Genomic DNA, 20,571 nt, shown 5'->3' on the forward strand with positions numbered 1-20,571 from the left:
ACGACTACAGCGTGATAGTTTCCGGTCAGGCGAGGGCGTGCTTATGAGTGGTAATGTCGATTTATATTCTATTGCAACCAGCGGCGTAAATGCCAGCAGCCGGCTGCTGGCGACTACCAGTAATAACATTGCTAATGTTAACTCTGAAGGGTATGTCCGTGAGCGGACTTCAGTAAGCAATGAGCTTTATGGTGGCGTGGGCCGGGCTACCACCGAGCGCGTGATTAATCAATTTGCGCAGAACCAGTTACGCCGCGATACCACGTTGGTAGGCGAGTGGGAGACGTTTTCTGAAAAGGCCTCGGCTATCGATAATCTGTTGGCTAATGAAGCTAATTCCCTGTCTACCGGTTTCAGCGACTTTTTTGCTTCTGTGCAGACTGCAGCTGACGATCCAACGAATCTGTCTTCGCGCCAGTTGGTGTTATCTGAGGGGGAGGCATTGCTGCGTCGTATGTCATCCATTGCGGATTTTATGGAAGCCAAAGAAGAAGAGCTCAATCTTGAATTTAGCAGTATGGTGAAGCACGCCAACAGTTTGATTGAATCTATTGGCGATCTCAATAAGTCCATCCTCGTGGCTAAGGGCAATTTTAAAGACAGTGAGCCGTCAGCGTTACTTAATGAGCGCGATAAAGCGATTACCGATCTGGCGGAGATCATGGATATCACCGTGCGGGAAAGTAAGAATGCCAATGGCTCCTTGCTGATTAACCTGGCCAGTGGCGAATCGCTGGTGCTGGAAGACGGCAGTTTTAACCTGTTTGAGCTTAGCGATAATGCCGATTTCATGCAAAAGCAACTGGAATTGGCGACCAATTTTTCCGGCAGCAAACCCAATACCGATATCAATATTGCTGAGGAAGATCTGGGTGGCGCCCTGGGTGGTTTGTTTCGCTATCGGGATGAGGTGTTAGGTCCGTCGCAGCGTGATATTGGTCAGATGGCTGTGGCCTTTGCCGATGCGGTTAATTCGCAGAATCGCCTGGGTATGGACCTGGATTTTCAGCTGGGCGGTGACATATTCACGCTGCCGGAACTGAGTGGCCTGCCTTATAGCAATACGCCGCCTACGCTTGCTTTATCCGGTCAGTTTACGCCTGGTAAGGGCAACGAGCTTACCGATGCAGATATTCGTGTTTCTGTTACTAATGTTACAGGGGCCGGCGTGCCCAGTGAAGTGTCGGTGGAGCTGTTAAATGGCGATGGTACGCCTAAGCTGGATGAAAATAACCAGCCGGTGCTGTTCAGTAACATCACGTTAAATGCCGGCTATACTGAAATTCCGGGCGGCATTGAAATTGAATTTCAGTCGGCCAGTGGTTACAGCGTAGGGAATCAGTTTTTGGTTCAGCCGGTAAAATACAGCGCGTCCGATATTACTATGGCCACCACGCGGCCTGAAGATTTAGCTTTTGCCAGCCCGGTACGTGGTGATAAAGGCAACAATAATCTCGGCGATGCCTCGGTAGTGAATACTCAGGTGTACGATACCGATGTCACCACATCGTTCTTTGATGGTGCGGGGGGCCTGGACAGCGGTGCGCCCACGCAAATTCGTTTTACTGCGGCTGACAGCTATGAAGTGCTTGATAGCAGCGGAACGGTGTTATCTACCGTTACCGGAGCTACGGACTTTAATAGCCTGCTGGGCCAGGCGGGTGGCGGTTTAAATGGTAGTTACGATATCAGCCTTGAGGGGATCCCCGCTGCCGGCGACACATTTTCAATTAGCTACAATACTAATGGTAGCTTTGATAACCAGAATGCTCTGGAATTAGCCTCGTTGAAGCAAGCGTCGCTGGTACAACTGAGTACCAATTCCAGTAGTGAGCAGCGCACGCTGCATGAGAGTTACTCCACTCTGGTGAGCCGTGTAGGTGAAGAGTCAGCCTCTGCTAGCATTGCTTTACAGGCTGCCGAGAGCATGAAAGTACAGTCCACCGAGTGGTTTGATTCGGTGTCCGGCGTGAGTCTGGATGAAGAGGCTGCAAACCTTGTGCGATATCAGCAGTCTTATGCTGCAGCAGCCAGAATTCTGAGCACCGCCCAGGAATTGTTTAATACTATTTTATCGTCGGTCAGGTAACAGCCATGCGTATTTCCACTAATCAACTTTATGATCAGAATATCCGTGCAATTATGGATAATCAGTCAGGGCTTGCTGACACCCAGCAGCAGTTGAGTACGGGTAAGAAAATTAACCGACCCTCGGACGATCCGGTTGGCACTGCCAAAGTCTTACGCATGACCGAAGAGCTGGCCAGTTTAAAACAATATCAACGCAACAATGACCTGGTAACCGGTTCGCTGGAGCAACAGGAAACGATTCTGCGTAATATTACCGATTCAGTTAACCGTGCACGAGTGCTCACCATCCAGGCCGGTGACGGAACATTATCTTATGCCGACCGCAAAGCCCTGGCGTCAGAAATCGGCCAGATCAAAGACGAAGTGTTTGATCTGATGAACTCGCGAAACGCCGAAGGTGACTATTATTTTTCGGGCTATCAGTCTGAGTCACAGCCTTTCGTTTTGAATGCCGGAGGCGGCAGTAATGCTTATACGTATCAGGGCGATAGTGGCAGCAACGACGTACAGCTCTCCAATAGTGTAAAGGTGAGAAGCAGTGCCTCAGGGCAATCTCTATTCGAAGATGTGCCGGCGCGGCGCAACTTCACCATTACCGGCAATGCCGGGATCACTGTGGATGAAGCGCTGGTGGCCGGGCAGGGCGACTTTGATACCTTCTATAAAAATAATTACGATCCGCTCACCGCTGCCAATAACAATTTTCGCATTACCATCACTGCGCCTGACCAGGTACAGATTCAGAATCTCGGTACGGGCAGCGTAGTCGCGACAAAAGACTTTACCTCTGGTGAGCCATTTAGTTTTGCCGGCATCGATTTTAACTTGCAGGGCGGGGCCGGTAATACACTGGATTTTCAGTTAGATGCACCGCAAAAGAAAAATATTGCCACCACCCTTTATGACTTGCAGCAGGTGCTGAATAACGAGCAGGTGGGAGACGCCGCCTATCGTGAAGCGTTAAGTGATGCCCTGGTAGGCATTGACAACGGTCTGGAAAAAATAGCGTTTGAAACCTCGTCTATTGGTGCCCGGCGGAATGTGGCTCAATCGGTTTATGAAACCAATCTTGATTTGGAAGTGTCGATCAAAGAGGCTCGCAGCACTATCCAGGACGTGGATTATGCCGAAGCCTCTGCTGAATTTGCGAAGCAAGAGACCGCGCTCACGGCAGCATTGACCACCTTCCCGCGAATTTCTAACTTGTCGCTGTTTAATTACATTTCGTAATTAAGTTCGGCAAGATACATCCTGCTCTGGTTATCAATATGGCTGGAGTAATAGGCAATATACAGCTTGCCATCTTTGCGAGCTATACCCGGGTAACTGTTGTCGCCGCCGCTGGGTAATGTCAATAATTTTTCTAATTTGCCTGTTATAGTATTCAACGACCACAACTGCGTGACCAGCTTGCGGCCGGTAAAGTGACGACCGCACACCAAGGCCATGTCATTGCTAAGCGGCAACAATGATGGCGCGCCAATATAATCCCCCAGATCCTGCCACTGCCAGTGAGTATAAGGTGGCTTGCTGCGCCCCAGTTGGGCGGTAAATGTGTCGGCATCCCGTCGCGCAACGGCAATCATTTCACCCTGCTGGTTAAAGTAGCTGTCGGTTTCATTAGGGTAGCCCAACTGATGACGTGATTTAGACATACAACCGTTGACGACTCTGTGCATTTTGCCGCGCAAATTACCAGCGTATAAGTTCAGCTGCTCTGATGGTCGGTGATAGCCAATCCCCCAGTGGCGCCCCTGATAAGTGGTAGCGCGCCACAGCCACCAGTGGTCCGGCCCCGGGTCGTGCTGTGAGGACCAGCTTATGCCGTCATTGCTGAACCAGCTAAACGTTTTGGCCGGTTTCAGGGGGCTTATCCTGCGCTGGTGTGCAAGCAGATAGAGCCGGTCGTCATCCTTACAAAAATGCGGATCGCGCAGATCGCCGCCCGGACTGCTTAGTTGCTGAAAGCGGAATGGCTTGCCTGACGTGTCAATTTCGGCTACCACGATAATGCCGTTATCGCTCATATGATGAGCTCCCTGCCGATAGCAAGCCAATAACCTTCCATTAAAAAAGACTAAATCACCAAAGGCATTATGAGTATGACCTCGACATATCCGGGTCAGGCGGCTCAATTGTACTTTCATAACCTTGTTTTCAACGTAAATTCTTTATGTTGACAGTACGTTAACACGAACAGTCAGGCAACTTTTTGCCGCCTGAGAAAAAAATAGTGAATTTTTATTAAAGGGAATTTTGCAAGGGTCGATAAACATGATGAGAGAGCCAGTTCGTCAATTACCCCTCAAGGTATTGATGACTACTATTTAAATTGAAAAACACCGGGTTACCCGGTAGCCAGCTCTGGCTGGATTGAGAGTGTAGGAGAGACTTTATGTCTATGTATGTCAATACCAATGTGTCTGCATTAAACGCACAACGCCAGTTGTTCGATGTATCTAATGCCTTAAGCACATCTTTCGAGCGTCTTTCATCAGGCTTCCGTATTAACGGGGCTGCTGATGATGCCGCAGGTCTGCAAATTACCGATCGTATGACTTCTCAGATCCAAGGTCTGAACCAGGCTGTACGTAACGCTAATGATGCAATCTCATTAACGCAAACCGCCGAAGGCGCGCTAAACGAGACCACAACGGCTCTGCAGCGTATTCGCCAACTGGCAGTTCAATCACAAAACGGTATTAACAGCTCAGCTGATCGTCTGGCACTGCAAAAAGAAGTGTCGGCACTGAAAACCGAAATTTCACGTATTTCAACCGACTCACAGTTTAACGGATTGGATCTGTTAACCGGTACTTACTCTGCGAAGTTCCTGGTTGGTGCTAATGGTGGTCAGACTATCTCGGTGAATCTATCTCGAAGCGGAGGCTACGGTGCCTCGGGCCTGAGTGTAGGTTCGCTGTCAGTATCGTCTGCATCTGGCGCTTCAGCTGCGTTGGCTTCAGTTGATGCCGCTATCTCTACCATCGGTGGTGTACGTGCTGACTTAGGTGCCCTACAAAACCGTTTCCAATCCACTATCCGTAACCTGAGCAATATCTCAGAAAATGTTTCAGCAGCCCGTTCACGAATCAAAGATACTGATTTCGCGGAAGAGACTGCAGCACTAACGCGTAACCAGATTATCCAGCAGGCGAGTACCACTGTTTTGTCACAGGCAAATCAGCGTCCTCAGGCTGCACTTCAGCTATTAGGATAATCCGTTATGACACCCAAGTCAGGGAATGGGGCCAGGAGGTAGTGAACCAGGTAACCGCCTGACACCGGGAGTAAGCTCACTCTCAATTAAAAATGAGCATTAGCCGGACGAAAGTCCGGCGCTTTATTGTTTTTAACTAATTGATTTATAAGCTCAATAAAATTTAGTAAAAAAAGGCTAAAGGATTTCTCCTGCCCGCACGATAACTATTACAAAGGCACTGCGAATAATAAAAATAAATACGCAAAAGTGCCAGGTTGATCGCCCAATAACAACAACATGATCGGCCAGACCAGGTTAACAAAAACAATAAAAACCTGGGTAATACAAAAATCGTTAGGAGATTAAGAAATGAGCTTATACGTTAGCACGAATGTGTCGTCGCTGAACGCTCAGCGGCAACTATTTACCTCAAATAACCATTTGAGTACCGCCTTTGAGCGTTTATCTTCCGGTTTCCGGATCAACAGCGCCAAAGACGATGCGGCTGGTTTGCAAATATCAGATCGTATCACATCACAAATTATGGGTCTGGATCAGGCCGTTCGAAACGCCAATGATGGTATTTCTCTTGCTCAGGTTGCTGAAGGCGCCATGCAGGAAATTACGACCGCATTACAGCGTATCCGAGTGCTGGCTATCCAGGCACAAAACGGTATCAATACCTCAGCCGACCGTCTGGCCCTGCAAAAAGAAGTGTCGGCGCTGAAAACCGAGATTTCGCGTATCGCGTCTACCTCTCAGTTTGCTGGTGGTGACATTCTTACTGGTACCTTCTCAACGGCTTTCCTGGTTGGAGCGCAGGCGGGACAATTTATTAACTTTAACCTTTCGCGTTCTGGCGGTTACGGCTTTTCAGGCCTGACGAACGGCTATAATGCCAGTGTATTAACGGCCGGTGAGGCATCAGCCACGTTACCGGTGATTGATTCGGCGATTTCAGCCATCGACGCGAAACGGGCTGACTTAGGTGCGATTCAAAACCGCTTTCAGTCCACGATCAGAAACCTAAGTAATATTTCCGAAAATGCCTCGGCTGCGAGATCTCGCATCAGAGATACCGACTTCGCAACAGAAACCGCCGAACTGACTCGCTGGCAGATTATACAGCAGGCCAGTACCACGGTGTTGAGCCAGGCGAATCAGCGGCCACAGGCTGCACTACAGCTACTGCAAGGTTAATCCTATGCATAAGCTTACGAATGCAAAAAGCGGGGGCAGACTGCATTCGGTAATCGAATAACGATGAGTAGATAAGAAATAAAAACGGTCGAGTTGCAATATGTGGGGGCAGACTGCAATCGACCGGTGAGTAGAGTGTATTTGCAAGACAACGTGGTATTTGGTTAACGCTAAATGACAAAACCAGTGGGTTTTGTGTGTTGAGCTAAGCTGCCGACTGACAGGAATGAAGCCAGGAGGTAGTGAGAGGTATGAGGTCTGAACATCATACCTGCAGTCAGCATGAGCTTGTGCTCAATTTAGCACTGCTTAACCAGGCATACGCCAAGCAAAGCGTCAGTTTTTTATCACTGACGTTATAATTAATGCATAGGCTGTGCCAACACGTTGAAGTGATTTTTGAATTGCGTTGAAACCAATAAAAACAACAACGCTAACTTTAACTGTTAGGAGTAATCCATGAGTCTATACGTTAACACCAATGTGTCCTCTCTGAACGCCCAGCGCCAGATGTTTAGCTCGAGCAACGGGCTGGATACCGCTTTTGAACGCTTGTCTTCAGGCTTTCGCATTAACTCTGCAGCCGATGATGCTGCGGGTTTGCAAATCTCTGACCGCATGACCAGCCAGATCCAGGGCCTTGATCAAGCCGTGAGAAACGCCAATGACGGCATCTCTTTGGCCCAGACCGCTGAAGGGGCTATGCAGGAGATCACCACCGCGCTGCAGCGCATTCGGGTACTGGCTATCCAGTCCCAGAATGGTATCAATACCTCTGCAGACCGCTTGGCCCTGCAAAAAGAAGTGTCAGCGTTAAAGACTGAAATCTCACGGATTGCGACTACCAGCCAGTTTGGTGGGGTAGATATTCTTACCGGTGGCTATTCCGCTAAGTTCCTGGTCGGCGCCAACGCCGGACAAACTATCAGCGTGAATATTTCACGTACTGGCGGCTACGGCTTCTCGGGACTGACCAATGGTCAGAGTGATTTGTCGATTGCCTCAGCGGCTACTGCCTCAGCGGCACTGACCACCATAGATTCAGCTATTTCTGCCATCGATGCCAAACGGGCTGATTTAGGGGCGATTCAAAACCGCTTTCAGTCAACCATCAGAAACTTAAGTAATATTTCCGAGAACGTATCAGCGGCAAGATCGCGCATCCGGGATACAGATTTTGCCACCGAGACGGCACAACTTACCCGCTTTCAGATCATACAGCAGGCAAGTACAACGGTACTGTCCCAGGCGAATCAGCGACCGCAGGCAGCATTGTCGTTACTGGGCTAGACTAAGAGAAATACCATAGAGGGTAGGAACTGAGAGGCCAACCCTTGCCAGGGATGGCGGCCGAAAGGCCACCAACACAAGGATTAAAACGCCGACTAACAGAATTGAGAGTGTAGAATTTAAGGTTGAGAGGCCAGTATATTTCTACTATTCTGCCAGCCGACTGAAACTGAATTTGCTCAAACTCCTAACGTGAGCAAGTTGGCCGGGTCTCTATTTGACTCGGCCTTTTTTATTTTTATTACCGAATCGTTTCCCGTCACTTACCCGAGTTGTTTTGCAACACTGATGCCAGTTTTTCTTTTTTAGTTGTCATTAACGGCATATCCCTTATTGCTCATAGCTTTCTCATCCGCAGAGAACCGTTCCGCAATGACCGGCAGATGACACACGACAAACTATTGATGTGCAAAAGCGGAGAATGCTTGCCAGTGAATGCCGCCCGGGCGGATAACTTTGCCGCCTGATATCTTCCTTATGGTTGCGCCGACCTTAAATCATTACTGGTCGGGGCGATTGAAGCGCGACGTATATCTACCTGCCAACTCTTACCCACAGATTTTTACTCACCGACGCATTACAAAGCAACCTGGTTGGGCTTAAAAACGCGCTTTTAGCCATGTTTAAATCGCAAAGTCCAAAAGAATAGATAGGTTTATTTATTTAAAATCAATGCGTTAAAATATTTTTTGAATTTATTTAAATTTTTTTCGAAAAAAAACTAAAGATTCTCAAGGTTGGGCCGATACCTTTAGTTGAGGGGTAATTCATTTGATGAATTGCGTAGTGGCTGTGAGAGGCGCTACAAAAATGAGGTGATTTAGCAATTGTTGCTGTGATGAATATCGCAACCAATGATTCAGTGCTAAATCAGGTACGAAAGGTTATAGCTTAGCAGAGTCCGCGGGGATTCGGCTACAGGTATAAGCCCAGGAGGTTAGATAATGGCTTTATATGTAAATACAAACGTCTCGGCCCTGAATGCACAGCGTCAGCTTTTCGATGTGAGCAACAAGCTAAGCACATCATTTGAGCGTCTGTCTTCAGGTTTCAGAATCAACAGCGCATCCGATGACGCCGCCGGTCTGCAAATTTCAGATCGTATGACGTCGCAAATTCAGGGCCTTAACCAGGCTGTGCGAAATGCAAACGATGCGATTTCACTCACGCAAACAGCGGAAGGTGCCTTATCCGAGGTTACTACCAGCTTACAGCGTATTCGTCAGTTAGCAGTTCAGTCGCAAAACGGTATCAACAGTTCTGCTGACCGTGTGGCACTGCAAAAAGAAGTGTCAGCGTTAAAAACTGAAATGTCACGTATCGCTACTGACACCCAGTTTGGTGGTGTTGACCTGTTAAGCGGTACCTATTCAGCTAAGTTCCTGGTCGGGGCAAACGGTGGTCAGACTATTTCTGTAAACCTGTCACGTGCCGGTGGTGGTTACGGTACATCTGGGTTGTCTCTATCTGATTTGTCTGTGTCATCTGTTAGTGGTGCATCGGCTGCATTGACCTCAATTGACTCAGCTATTTCCACCATTGGTGGTGCACGAGCTGACCTGGGTGCCTTGCAAAACCGCTTCCAGTCAACTATTCGTAACTTAAGCAGTATCTCTGAAAACGTCTCCGCTGCCCGTTCGCGAATTCGTGACACTGACTTCGCTGCAGAAACGGCTGAATTGACTCGTAACCAGATCATTCAACAGGCGTCTGTTTCAGTGCTGAGTCAGGCTAACCAGCGTCCACAGACAGCATTATCGCTGTTAGGTTAATAGCTGGAAAGTTAACCGGCAACACGTTGCCGGTTAAGTCAACGGGTAAACGGGCATCCGCGTAAGCAGGCCCGTTTAATGCGTTTTAAAACAGGGGGTTAGTTGTGGAAATTTCACCAACACAAATTGGCCAGAATTTTGCTGGAAATATACCTAAAGAGCAGTCAAAACCCGAGCTTGAGTCGGACCAGGTCGCCCTGAATAGTTCCTCGCAGGAAGCACAAAAAAATGTGCAGCCGAAAGCAGAAGATGTTCAAGCTGAGCAAAAATCTGCCGATAACTATAATCGAGAGGAACAGGCTCCGGAACTGGACGGTGCAGTACAGGAAATTCAGTCGTTTTTGCAAACGCAAAATCGTAACCTGGCATTTTCTGTTGATGAAAACACCAACCGCTCGGTAGTGACTGTTAAAGATTCCACGTCAGGCGATGTTATCAGACAAATCCCGTCGGACGAGGTGTTGAGGTTAGCGGAAAGAATTAAAGATCTCCAACAAGACATCGGAAGTAGTGTGGGGGTGTTGTTTAATAAACAAGTGTAGAGGTGAGCTATGACTATTCAATCGTTAGGTGTTGGTTCCGGGCTTGCGCTTGACGACCTGGTCACGCAGCTCCTTACTGCTGAGCGCGAGCCAAAAGAAAAGCGCTTAAATGATAAAGAAGAAAAAATTCAGGCGGAGATCTCTGCCTTGGGTCAAATTAAGTCCAAACTGTCTGATTTTAAGGACACCGTCGACGAAATGCGTCGGGACTCCGACATTAACGGCCGCGAACCTATCATTTCGCATCCTTCCGAAGAAAACGAAATATTTACTGCCGAAGCGGCCAACTCGGCTTTACGTGGCAGCTATCAGATTGCTGTATCGCAACTGGCTTCGGGTTCCCGTATAGAAACGGCTGATGCGGCATTCAGTTCGTCGACAGACAAAGTATTAACAGATGGCATGGGTAGTACTTCCATGACTTTCAAAATCAATAATACGGGTCAAAGCTTCTCAGTGAATGTCACGCAAAACATGACACTTGCCCAGTTGCGTGAAGCGATTAATAACAACGACAGTAACTTTGGTGTGAATGCCAATATTATCGACACCGGCACAGCTGCTGGTGGTGCAAAATTAGTGTTCTCATCCGATGTGACCGGTAATGGTAACGATCTGGTTATCGTTAACAATGGTGATCGTGCGGAACTTGATTTGCTAACCACCACAGATTCAACCGAAACCAATACCAACCTTAGCCCGGTAAAGTCTGCATCTAACGCCATGGCTACTATTGACGGCATTGCGGTTGAAAGTACCACAAACGAGTTTGAAAACACCATCCAGAACGTGTCTTTTGAAGCCTCCAGCGTTTCGCCTTTGGACACCGATGGCGTAACGAGAAAAACATCGACGCTTGAAATTGGTTATGATCGTGAGGGCTTGGAAACTAAAGTCCGTGATTTTGTGGATAATTACAATAAAATCATTGCCGATATCAAATCTTTAACCCGTTATGGGGAGTCGGATCTGGAGGAAGACGGGGCATTAGCCGGGGACTCTTTGCTTAGAGGGATCAGTAATAGTTTGGCCAGCGTTGTTGGGTCCAGCGTGGATAATTCATCGCTGGGCAGTTTGTTTGCATTAGGTGTTGAACTTAACTCTGATGGAGAGCTTGAAATTCCGGCTACTGATTTTGGCCTCGGTTCAGGTGAAGAGCGACTGGCCGACGCGCTAGAAGACAATTTCGATGATATCGCGAGTCTATTTACCGATGAAGATCAAGGGATTGCAGTCCGTTTATATGAGCTGACTAAAGAGTATACGTCCTTCAGCGGATTAATTAGTTTGCGAGAGCGATCGGCTAAAGATGATAAGGAGCAACTGACCGATGAGCGCGAAAGGTTCGATATGCGCATGCTTAACTACGAGCAAATTCTGCGAGACAAATATTTAAATCTCGATCAAACCGTATCAAGACTCAATCAAACCGGTTCTGCATTGTTAGCAGCATTAGGTTAGTAACTGACATAATATTACGAGGACTTTTCATGGCACTCACCGGAATTAATGCATACCGTAAAGGCAATCTTAAACAGGATATCGCTAGTGCTGATCCGCATAAATTAACGCTGATGTTAATGCAAGGGGCGCTAGACCGCATCGCCTATGCAAAAGGGGCGATGGAGCGAAAAGAATATGAATTAAAGTCGCAGCATATTTCCCGGGTATCGGCGATTCTAATGAATTTACGTGACACGTTGGATGTAAAAGTAGGCGGTGAGACAGCCGAAAACCTCTATGCATTGTACGAATTTATGATTGAGCGTCTCAATGAAGCGCACGTTAAGAATAGTTTGCAGATGCTGAATGAAGTGACTAATCTATTAACTCCCATTCGCGATGCTTGGGTGCAAATTCCTGAAGAAGCAAAACAGGAAGCTTTTGAGGCCCAGCGTCAAAAAAGTCAAGCTGTGTGAATATAAACGACTTAAATCATCATCTCACTCCAGACGCGTTAAGCAATATCAATTCTCAAATCATTGAAGTGCTGAAGCAGCCTGACGATCAGTCGTCGGGCTACGCTGATTTTTTTCAACTCATTGTGCAGCGTGATGAACTAGTGCAACAACTTCTTGCTGATTTCGATGATTCTTCTGCAAAGGCCTTCGCGCGCGAAGAATTAAAAGCGAATAACAAGTTAAAAGAAGAAGCACTGTTATTATTAAAATCAGCGAAAGACGCTGCCAGTCACTTTATTCGAAGTCAGGCCGCCATTAAAAAGTATAAATAAGCACCATTTGTTACTTTGCTCAGCAGTTATAAATGGATTTTTTGCCTTCTAATGACTATATTTGCTCACAAGATAGTTATAACCATCTGTTATGAATGGTTTTTTGGCTGAAACCGCTGCAATGTAACGACGCCGGTGTCTATTTAGGCACTGTTGTTGCTAAATGTTCAATGGTCTAGACTTAATTAGCCGGAACGACGAACTCTTGACACTGGCAGCGGCGACTTGTAGGACACACAATGCGTTACAACAACATCATTAGTGCCAGTCTGACTACTTCAATAACTGATTAAAGAGCGGTGGATACGATGACACTATTTGATGGAAAAACAATACTGATCACAGGCGGTACAGGGTCATTTGGCAAACGCTTTGTCAGCTATCTGCTGGCAAATGCATCGCCAAAGCGAGTGATTATCTATTCCCGCGACGAACTCAAGCAGTTTGAAATGCAACAACAGTTTAATGCCAGCTGTATGCGCTATTTTATTGGCGATGTAAGGGATAACGAGCGCCTGAAGATAGCCATGAAAGATGTCGACTATGTCGTTCACGCCGCAGCGCTCAAGCAGGTGCCAGCGGCGGAATACAACCCCAATGAATGTATTAAAACCAATATCAACGGCGCGCAAAATGTCATTGATGCTGCCATTGCCAATGATGTGGCACGGGTAATCGCATTATCTACCGACAAAGCCGCAAATCCGGTTAATTTATATGGTGCCACCAAGCTGGCGTCAGACAAACTATTTGTTGCCGCCAATAATATCTCCGGTGCCAGGGGGCCTCGTTTTTCGGTAGTACGCTATGGTAATGTAGTGGGCTCAAGAGGTTCAGTGGTGCCTTTTTTTCGTAAGTTGCTGGCTGAAAGTTGCAATGAGTTACCGGTTACGCACCCGGAAATGACCCGTTTCTGGATCACACTGGATGAAGGCGTGGAGTTCGTTGTTAAAAGCTTTTCACGCATGCAGGGCGGTGAAATCTTTGTGCCTAAGATCCCGTCAATCCGCATTACCGATTTAGTCACTGCCATGAGTGGCAAGCCAGATTATAAGGTGGTGGGGATCAGACCGGGTGAGAAATTACACGAGGTGATGGTGCCGGAAGAAATGGCTCATCACACTATTGAGTTTGAAGATCATTATGTGATTGCCCCGGCGATTGTCTTTTTTGATAAGAATATTAATTACAAGCTCAACCGGTTATCTGAGCTGGGCCAACCGGTGAGCGATAAATTTGAGTATCATTCCGGCACCAACCCGCACTTTTTGTCGATTGATGAGTTGCAGGTTCTGGATAAGAGCACCGTATGATCCCCTATGGTAAGCACACCCTATTTCCCGATGATATTGATGCCGTTACCCAGGTACTGGAAGAGGGATTTTTAACCCAGGGCCAGCAGGTACCGGCATTCGAACAGGCATTGTGTCACTATACCGGCGCGGCGTTTGCTGTTGCCTGTAATAGCGGAACGTCCGGGTTACATATTGCTTGCCTGGCCGCTGGTGTAACAAGCGGCGATGTGGTGTGGACCGTACCAAATTCCTTTGCGGCGTCAGCCAATTGTGCCCGCTACTGCGGCGCAGAGGTCGATTTCGTGGACATCGATCCGGTCACCCGCAATCTATGCACGGCATCACTGGTGGATAAACTGCACCTTGCCGCCGCAGCTAATAAAATTCCTAAAGTCATTATCGTGGTTCATTTTGCTGGCAGTAGCTGTGATATGGCTGAAATTGCGGCTATTACCGAGCCATTTGGTATTACCCTGGTGGAAGACGCCGCGCATGCGCTGGGGGCGAAGGATGCACTGGGTCATGTTGTGGGCGCGGGCAAGTATTCAGCGATGACGGTGTTAAGTTTTCATCCGGTTAAATCTATCACCAGTGCCGAAGGTGGTGCGGTACTGACCAATGATGACGAACTGGCAGCCCTGTTGCGCCGCTACGCCAGCCATGGCATTACCCGCGACTCTGCTATGTTGGGGGATGCTCATCAGAATGAACCCTGGTTTTATGCTCAGTTTGAATTAGGTTTTAATTATCGGTTGAGCGATGTTCATGCGGCTCTGGGGCTTTCTCAGCTAAAACATCTTGATGACTTTGTGGCGCGGCGATATGCCCTGGCACAGGTTTACCACAAAGCATTAGCTGATCTGCCGGTGATCAGGCCGGTGCTCGACCCTAACAGTGCCTGGCACTTGTATATGATTGAGTTGACTGACCATGATCGTAAGCAGGTGTTCAATGCGCTTAGAGAGCGGGGGATTGGGGTGAATGTGCACTATATTCCCATTCATTTGCATCCTTATTATCAGCAGTTGGGTTTCAAACCCGGACAGTTCCCCAATGCTGAGCACTACTACAGCCGTGCGCTGACTTTACCTTTATTTCCAGCTCTGTCTGCCGATAACCAAATGGAGGTTATTACGCAGTTAAGCGAGGTATTATCTTGAATATTGCAGTGATCCCGGCCCGTGGTGGCAGTAAGCGGATCAAAGGAAAAAATGTCCGGCCTTTTGCCGGTAAACCATTAATTGCTTATTCTATTGAGGCGGCGAAGCAGGCCGGTGTATTCGACGATATTGTAGTATCGACCGATTCGCCTGAAATTGCCCGGGTAGCCAAAGCCTGGGGCGCCACCTTAATCATCGAACGGCCAAATGCGCTCTCTGATGATCATACCGGCACCTCACCGGTAGTTCGCCATGCAATAGAGGGCTACAGCGAAATCGTTGAAAAACCTGAATTTGTGTGCTGCATTTATGCCACCGCTCCGTTTTTACAAGCTGACTTTCTGGCCGATGGTTTAGCTCGTCTGCAGGCTGCCCCGGCTATGCACTACGCCTTTTCGGTAAGCACGTTTGATTTTCCCATTCAGCGCGCCATTCGGTTGACCGGTGAGGGGGTTGAACCGGTCGATGCCAATAACATGGGCAAGCGCTCGCAGGATTTGGAAGAGTGCTACCATGATGCCGGTCAGTTCTACTGGGGGCACAGCAGCGCCTGGTTAGCCCATCAGCCAATGTTTGCTCCGCACAGTATTCCGGTAGTATTGCCACGTCATCTGGTACAGGATATCGATACCTTGGAAGACTGGACTCGCGCCGAGCTGATGTACCTGGCTTATGTGAAAGGGGACAGTGATGCATAGCCGCGGACCGACCAGTAAAATAAAGATTGGCAACCGTGAAATCAGTCGTGATACCGCACCTTTCGTGATCGCAGAGCTAAGTGGCAATCACAGCCAGTCGCTCGATACTGCGAGAGCCATGGTCAAAGCAGCCGCAGAGAGTGGCGCACATGCAATCAAACTGCAAACCTACACTGCCGACAGCATGACACTTGATGTCATGGAAGCCGGCTTTGTTATCGAAGAAACCGACAGTCTCTGGCACGGCGCCAGCCTGTATAGCTTATATCAGAAAGCTGCCACCCCTTATGAGTGGCACTGTGAACTGTTCAACTATGCGAAATCGCTGGGGATGCTGGCGTTCAGCTCGCCCTTTGATGAGTCGGCGGTGGATTTCTTAGACGATCTCAACGTCCCCTGTTTTAAAATAGCCTCTTTTGAATTAACTGATATTCCGCTTATCAAAAAGGCTGCCAGCAAAGGCAAGCCGTTGATCATGTCTACCGGTATGGCCAGCCTGAGTGAAATTGAGCTGGCTGTAGAGACCGTCAGAAACGCGGGCTGCGAAGAGATTATCCTGCTTAAGTGCACCAGTACGTATCCGGCCGAGCCGATAAACACCAATCTTAATACCATTCCTCATTTGCGCGATGCCTTCGGTTGCGAAGTGGGCCTGAGCGACCATACCGGTGGTATTGGCGCAGCGGTGGCCAGTGTGGCACTGGGTGCCAGTGTAATAGAGAAACACTTTGTGCTGGATCGCAACGGCGGCGGCGTAGATGCGGCATTTTCACTGGAACCACAGGAACTCGCCTCGCTGGTAACAGAAACAGAACGCGCCTGGCAGGCCTTAGGACAAGTGAAGTACGGCGGTACCGTGGCAGAAGATAAAGCCAAACAATATCGCCGTTCTATTTATGTGAGCCAGGATATTCAGCCGGGCGAACCGCTTGGCCCGAACAACCTGAAGATAGTCCGCCCGGCCTTTGGCCTGGCACCAAAGCACTGGGATTCCGTGCTGCATAAAAAAGCCAGCCGGTTTATCCGCAAAGGGACCGCCCTTAGCTGGGAGCATATCGGCGAATGAGTGCTGTGCTTTTTTGTACTGGCGGCAGCCGTGAATCAGGCATTGGCCATATTATGCGTTGCCAGGCGCTTGCCCAGGCAGCCGGGGAACAAGGGCTGGAGAGCTTGTTTGTAGTGAACGAGGCCGCCCGCCAATTTATTATTGAGCGCCACGACTGGACAGGTCGGCAGATTTTAGCCGCCGATACCGAACAGGCTCTCGCCAGTCAGTTAACCGTTCTGGCAGAAGAGTATGCAGCGGTGGCTATTGTGCTTGATGGGTACGGTTTTAGCGAGTCGCTGCTGCGTGAGGTGAGTCACGCAGCAGCGCCGTTGGTGTTGCTCGATGATATCCGCCAAGCGGGTTTTCAGTATGCCGATATTTTGTGTAACCCTGCCGGTGAAGCCTGGCGTGAAGAGTACTCCCGGGCAAATCCGGCCGCCATGCTATGTTTAGGGGCCAGATACCGTTTACTGAGAAGAGAGTTTTCGGTCACTCAGCCACTTCCTCTGAATCAGCGCTTTAGCCTGACTATTAATATGGGCGGCAGCGATCCTGCCGAGTTAACCCTTCCAGTGCTTGAAGCACTTGCCGAAGCGCTGCCGGATGCGCCGTTTCGGGTTGTGACCGGCCCGGGCATGGCGGCGGATGCGCTTAACGCATTAACTCGCTTTATTGCTGAGAGTGATAGCGCGATTCAGCACGTACACAACTGTCAGGACATGGCCGATTTATGGATTAATGCCCGTCTTGCCGTGGTTGCCGCAGGAGGGAGTCAGTTTGAGCTGGCGGCCTGTTTTACACCTTCGGTGTTACTGACGGTGGCCGCTAATCAGCACCAGGCCAGCGATGAAGCTAGCGGGCAGGGTTGGTGTGAAGTCATGGATGCTGAAGCAAATCTTGATATGGCTGCTCTGACAGCCAGGGTAAAATCACTCTGGCTGGATGAAAGCCGCCTTGAAGCCATGTCCCGGGCGGCTTCTGACGTCGCGGTCTCCGATGGTGCCTGGCAACTGCTGGCTGCTATTGCCGAGTGGCGCAACGATCAGGCGGGATAGTATGTTGAGTGACGAGCCGGTAAACCGTTTTTCGCTCAGTGCCTATCAGGTAGAGTTATTACCGATGACACAAGCCCATCAGGGTTTGCTGCGCAACTGGCGTAATCAGGACGAAATTCGCCGGCAGATGCTGTCAGACGAACCTATCAGTGAAGAACAACAACAGGCGTGGTTCAAAAAAACGCACCTCGACCCTAAACAATTGCACTGGGTCATTAAATTTCGTGACCAGTTAATTGGCGCTACCAATGTTAAATCGTTGGAAAGCGGTAAAGCCGTGGCGCTGGCCAGTTTACTTGAGCCCGGCTTGTACATTGGCGAACGGCGTTATCAAGGCAATATTGTCGCTTTTGCCCCCACACTGGCCATGTACGACTTCTGCTTCGACCAGCTGGGCACCAAACGTTTTCGGGCGGTGGTTAAACGCAGTAATCACAATGCAATGAGTTACAATCAAAAACTCGGTTATACCATTGTCGAAGATGAAGAGCTGACGGTGCTGGAACTGGATGTGGAAAATTACCGTCGGGCCACGACGCCGATTAAACAGTTTTTATCACGCACTCGCAACGCAAAATAAGGAACGAGATACACGTGGATACGCAACAACAATTACAACAAGCCTTCAGTGATGCACTGGGGATCCCGCCGGAAAAAGTAACCGACGGACTCACATACAATACCATCCCTGAGTGGGACTCAACGGCGCACATGGTATTAATTGCGGAGCTGGAAAATGTGTTTGATGTGATGCTGGATACCGATGACATTATTGACATGAGCTCGGTGGCCCAGGCTAAACTGATTTTACAAAAATACGATGTCAGCTTCGCCTAATACTGGTTTACAAAGTGCGTCTGTACTGGTTACCGGGGCCTCCGGCGGCATCGGTCAGGCTATTGTGGCCGCTTGCATAGAACGCGGTGCCACCGTGTTTGCTGGCGGTCGCAACGAAGATGCGCTCAGCGCCATGCAGGAAACCTTTGGTAAAGCATTACGGCCGCTGGTTTACGACGTGACCGACGAGCATGCGGTGAAAGTCATCTTCCGGCAACTGCAGCGCCAGGTCTCGGATGGGCAGGCACCGCCTTTATTTGGCCTGGTGAATAATGCTGGTGTGATGCTGGAGTCGCCGTTATCGGTAACCAGCATGGACAAACTTAAACAGCAGCTCAATATTAACTTTCTCGCTCCTTATCAGCATATGCAACTGGCCAGCCGGTTAATGAGTCGGTTGCGCCGAGGCAGTATCGTTAATATTGTGTCGCAGGTTAGTGAGCAAGGCAGTAAAGGCATGAGCGCTTATGCGGCCAGTAAAGCCGCCCTGACTGGCGCAACCAAATCCCTGGCGAAAGAACTGGCTCCGGTGGGAATTCGGGTGAATGCAGTGGCCCCTGGATTTATCGATACCCCCCTGACAGAACATTACGAGGATGAAGCCAGACAAAAAGTGCTGCAGCGCACCGTGCTGCAGCGTGCCGGCACTGCTAAAGAAGTGGCTGACGCCGTACTCTATTTACTCTCCGAGCAGGCCGGTTATACCACCGGGCATGTGCTACCTGTTGATGGACACTTTTGCCCATGAGTCATGCAGAGCTGGTGATCCCGTTTATTGAAGCCCACCGTCATTCAGAACGCGTGGCACTGATAGATGACACCGACAGCCTAACGTATCGCGAGCTAAGTGAAGCTATTGAGCAACGGGCGCGGAACTGGCAACAAATTGTATCCCTTCATCGCCCGGTGGTGATGATGCTTATTGATAACAGTATCACCAGTGTGGTGGATTACCTCACTGCGCTGAGTCTGGATTATGTGGTGCTACTGCTTAATCCCGAGTGTTCGTTGACCACCCGTGAGCAGTATGCAGAGGCTTTAACTCCCAGTGTAGTGGTAGGCGATGGCACCGTTACGCTTTTGCATAACGAACCATTGGCAACCGACGCCCGGCTAAGTTTGTTATTATCTACCTCCGGTAGCACTGGCGCCGGTAAATGCGTGGCTCTGTCACAACGCAACCTGATGGCGAACTGTGATGCCATTTTAGACTACTTGCCCATTGCGGCAGAGGATATTACGCTGGCTACCCTGCCGCTCAGTTATTCCTACGGGTTGTCGGTATTGCATACGCATCTCAAAGCGGGCGCTACTATCTGCTTTACCCGCCACAGCGTGTTTGATAAAGCGTTCTGGGAACTCGTAAAAAGCCGTCCGGTAACGTCGCTGGCTGGTGTACCCTCTTTTTACGAAATGCTGCTTCGACTGCGCTTTACCCGCATGGAGTTACCAGCACTACGCTACTTTACTCAGGCTGGCGGTAAGCTGGCTCAGGCTCATGTGACCAGCCTGGCCAAGTACGCCAAACAAACCGATAAAGCATTTTATGTCATGTACGGCCAAACCGAGGCCACCGCCCGTATGGCTTACCTGGCGCCAGAAAAGGTATTACAAAAGCCTGGCGCCATGGGGCAGGCGATTGCCGGAGGCGAATTTAAACTGACAGGCGTCACCAGACCGGATGGTGAGGGGGAGCTTTGCTATCGTGGTGACAATGTCATGCTGGGCTACGTTGCCGAGGCGGCCGATTTAGCCACCTTTTCACCACCAGAATGGCTGGCCACCGGCGATTTGGCGGTGTGTGACGCCGAGGGTGATTATACGATTACCGGCCGCACCAAACGAATGATCAAAATTGCCGGCGAACGGGTTAATCTGGATGTAGTGGAACAGACGTTTCTGAGCGTACTTGCCCAGCAAAGCCTGCCATTAGCGGCCTGCGTGATGGGTGAAGATGACAAGCTTATCGCAATTTATAGCGGCGAGCTGTCCAGCGAGCAAAGCGCGCAACTCACCGACATTCTGGTAAAAACGCTGGCTATTCCGAAACGAAATATCCGTCTGAGGGCGAATGTTACTATTGAGCTGCTGGACAACGGTAAGATTGATTACGCCCATCTGGCACAGCAACAAAAAGGGGCGACCTGA

General features: G+C 49.3%; 20 protein-coding genes. 19 read left to right on the forward strand and 1 reads right to left on the reverse strand.

Annotated features, from left to right (window positions below):
• The first annotated feature begins 43 nt into the window (after positions 1–43).
• Complete coding sequence (gene flgK, locus AC2T0J_RS14860; protein WP_489806568.1) at positions 44–2,089, forward strand: flagellar hook-associated protein FlgK; 2,046 nt, start codon at positions 44–46, stop codon at positions 2,087–2,089.
• Positions 2,090–2,094: 5 nt separating this feature from the next.
• The gene (gene flgL, locus AC2T0J_RS14865; protein WP_489806569.1) at positions 2,095–3,321 is read left to right on the forward strand and encodes a flagellar hook-associated protein FlgL; all 1,227 of its coding nucleotides are present in this window, start codon (positions 2,095–2,097) and stop codon (positions 3,319–3,321) included.
• Here flgL and AC2T0J_RS14870 read toward each other — a convergent pair.
• A complete protein-coding gene (locus AC2T0J_RS14870) occupies positions 3,309–4,118 on the reverse strand; it encodes a hypothetical protein (protein ID WP_489806570.1) in 810 nt (269 codons plus the stop codon). The two genes, flgL and AC2T0J_RS14870, sit on opposite strands and share 13 nt — an antisense overlap.
• A gap of 368 nt (positions 4,119–4,486) precedes the next feature.
• Between AC2T0J_RS14870 and AC2T0J_RS14875 the strand changes: the two genes are divergently transcribed.
• The 17 genes from AC2T0J_RS14875 (at position 4,487) to AC2T0J_RS14955 (ending at position 20,571) form a co-directional block, all read left to right on the forward strand.
• On the forward strand, positions 4,487–5,311 hold the full coding sequence (locus AC2T0J_RS14875; protein ID WP_489806571.1) for a flagellin N-terminal helical domain-containing protein: 825 nt from the start codon (positions 4,487–4,489) through the stop codon (positions 5,309–5,311).
• A gap of 351 nt (positions 5,312–5,662) precedes the next feature.
• Positions 5,663–6,493, forward strand: a complete 831-nt coding sequence (locus AC2T0J_RS14880; protein ID WP_489806572.1) for a flagellin N-terminal helical domain-containing protein — start codon at positions 5,663–5,665, stop codon at positions 6,491–6,493.
• A gap of 459 nt (positions 6,494–6,952) precedes the next feature.
• Entirely contained in the window at positions 6,953–7,783 is an 831-nt protein-coding gene (locus AC2T0J_RS14885; protein ID WP_279318211.1) for a flagellin N-terminal helical domain-containing protein, read from the forward strand.
• Between the two features lie 944 nt (positions 7,784–8,727).
• Positions 8,728–9,555: a flagellin N-terminal helical domain-containing protein gene (locus AC2T0J_RS14890; protein WP_489806573.1), complete on the forward strand. Its 828-nt coding sequence runs from the start codon at positions 8,728–8,730 to the stop codon at positions 9,553–9,555.
• Positions 9,556–9,659: 104 nt separating this feature from the next.
• Positions 9,660–10,097, forward strand: coding sequence for a flagellar protein FlaG (locus AC2T0J_RS14895; protein WP_489806574.1), 438 nt, complete (start codon positions 9,660–9,662; stop codon positions 10,095–10,097).
• Positions 10,098–10,106: 9 nt separating this feature from the next.
• Entirely contained in the window at positions 10,107–11,558 is a 1,452-nt protein-coding gene (gene fliD, locus AC2T0J_RS14900; protein WP_489806575.1) for a flagellar filament capping protein FliD, read from the forward strand.
• Between the two features lie 29 nt (positions 11,559–11,587).
• A complete protein-coding gene (gene fliS, locus AC2T0J_RS14905) occupies positions 11,588–12,016 on the forward strand; it encodes a flagellar export chaperone FliS (protein ID WP_489806576.1) in 429 nt (142 codons plus the stop codon).
• Positions 12,013–12,330, forward strand: a complete 318-nt coding sequence (locus AC2T0J_RS14910) for a hypothetical protein (protein ID WP_489806577.1) — start codon at positions 12,013–12,015, stop codon at positions 12,328–12,330. The genes fliS and AC2T0J_RS14910 overlap by 4 nt, the downstream gene beginning before the upstream one ends.
• A gap of 308 nt (positions 12,331–12,638) precedes the next feature.
• Positions 12,639–13,643, forward strand: a complete 1,005-nt coding sequence (gene pseB / locus AC2T0J_RS14915; protein WP_489806578.1) for a UDP-N-acetylglucosamine 4,6-dehydratase (inverting) — start codon at positions 12,639–12,641, stop codon at positions 13,641–13,643.
• A complete protein-coding gene (pseC, locus tag AC2T0J_RS14920; RefSeq protein ID WP_489806579.1) occupies positions 13,640–14,785 on the forward strand; it encodes a UDP-4-amino-4,6-dideoxy-N-acetyl-beta-L-altrosamine transaminase in 1,146 nt (381 codons plus the stop codon). The genes pseB and pseC overlap by 4 nt, the downstream gene beginning before the upstream one ends.
• Positions 14,782–15,483 carry a pseudaminic acid cytidylyltransferase gene (pseF, locus tag AC2T0J_RS14925; protein WP_489806580.1) on the forward strand — a complete coding sequence of 234 codons (702 nt, stop codon included), beginning with the start codon at positions 14,782–14,784 and terminating at the stop codon, positions 15,481–15,483. The genes pseC and pseF overlap by 4 nt, the downstream gene beginning before the upstream one ends.
• Positions 15,476–16,549 (forward strand): pseudaminic acid synthase, encoded by a 1,074-nt coding sequence (pseI, locus tag AC2T0J_RS14930; protein ID WP_489806581.1) that lies wholly within the window; start codon positions 15,476–15,478, stop codon positions 16,547–16,549. Before pseF ends, pseI begins: the two co-directional genes overlap by 8 nt.
• Positions 16,546–17,586 carry a UDP-2,4-diacetamido-2,4,6-trideoxy-beta-L-altropyranose hydrolase gene (gene pseG / locus AC2T0J_RS14935; protein ID WP_489806582.1) on the forward strand — a complete coding sequence of 347 codons (1,041 nt, stop codon included), beginning with the start codon at positions 16,546–16,548 and terminating at the stop codon, positions 17,584–17,586. The genes pseI and pseG overlap by 4 nt, the downstream gene beginning before the upstream one ends.
• A 1-nt stretch (position 17,587) precedes the next feature.
• Entirely contained in the window at positions 17,588–18,166 is a 579-nt protein-coding gene (locus tag AC2T0J_RS14940) for a GNAT family N-acetyltransferase (RefSeq protein ID WP_489806583.1), read from the forward strand.
• A 14-nt stretch (positions 18,167–18,180) separates the two neighbouring features.
• The gene (locus tag AC2T0J_RS14945; protein WP_489806584.1) at positions 18,181–18,423 is read left to right on the forward strand and encodes an acyl carrier protein; all 243 of its coding nucleotides are present in this window, start codon (positions 18,181–18,183) and stop codon (positions 18,421–18,423) included.
• On the forward strand, positions 18,407–19,171 hold the full coding sequence (locus tag AC2T0J_RS14950) for an SDR family NAD(P)-dependent oxidoreductase (protein WP_489806585.1): 765 nt from the start codon (positions 18,407–18,409) through the stop codon (positions 19,169–19,171). Before AC2T0J_RS14945 ends, AC2T0J_RS14950 begins: the two co-directional genes overlap by 17 nt.
• The gene (locus AC2T0J_RS14955) at positions 19,168–20,571 is read left to right on the forward strand and encodes an AMP-binding protein (protein WP_489806586.1); all 1,404 of its coding nucleotides are present in this window, start codon (positions 19,168–19,170) and stop codon (positions 20,569–20,571) included. Before AC2T0J_RS14950 ends, AC2T0J_RS14955 begins: the two co-directional genes overlap by 4 nt.

This window comes from Alteromonas sp. ISO5 (assembly GCF_058105165.1).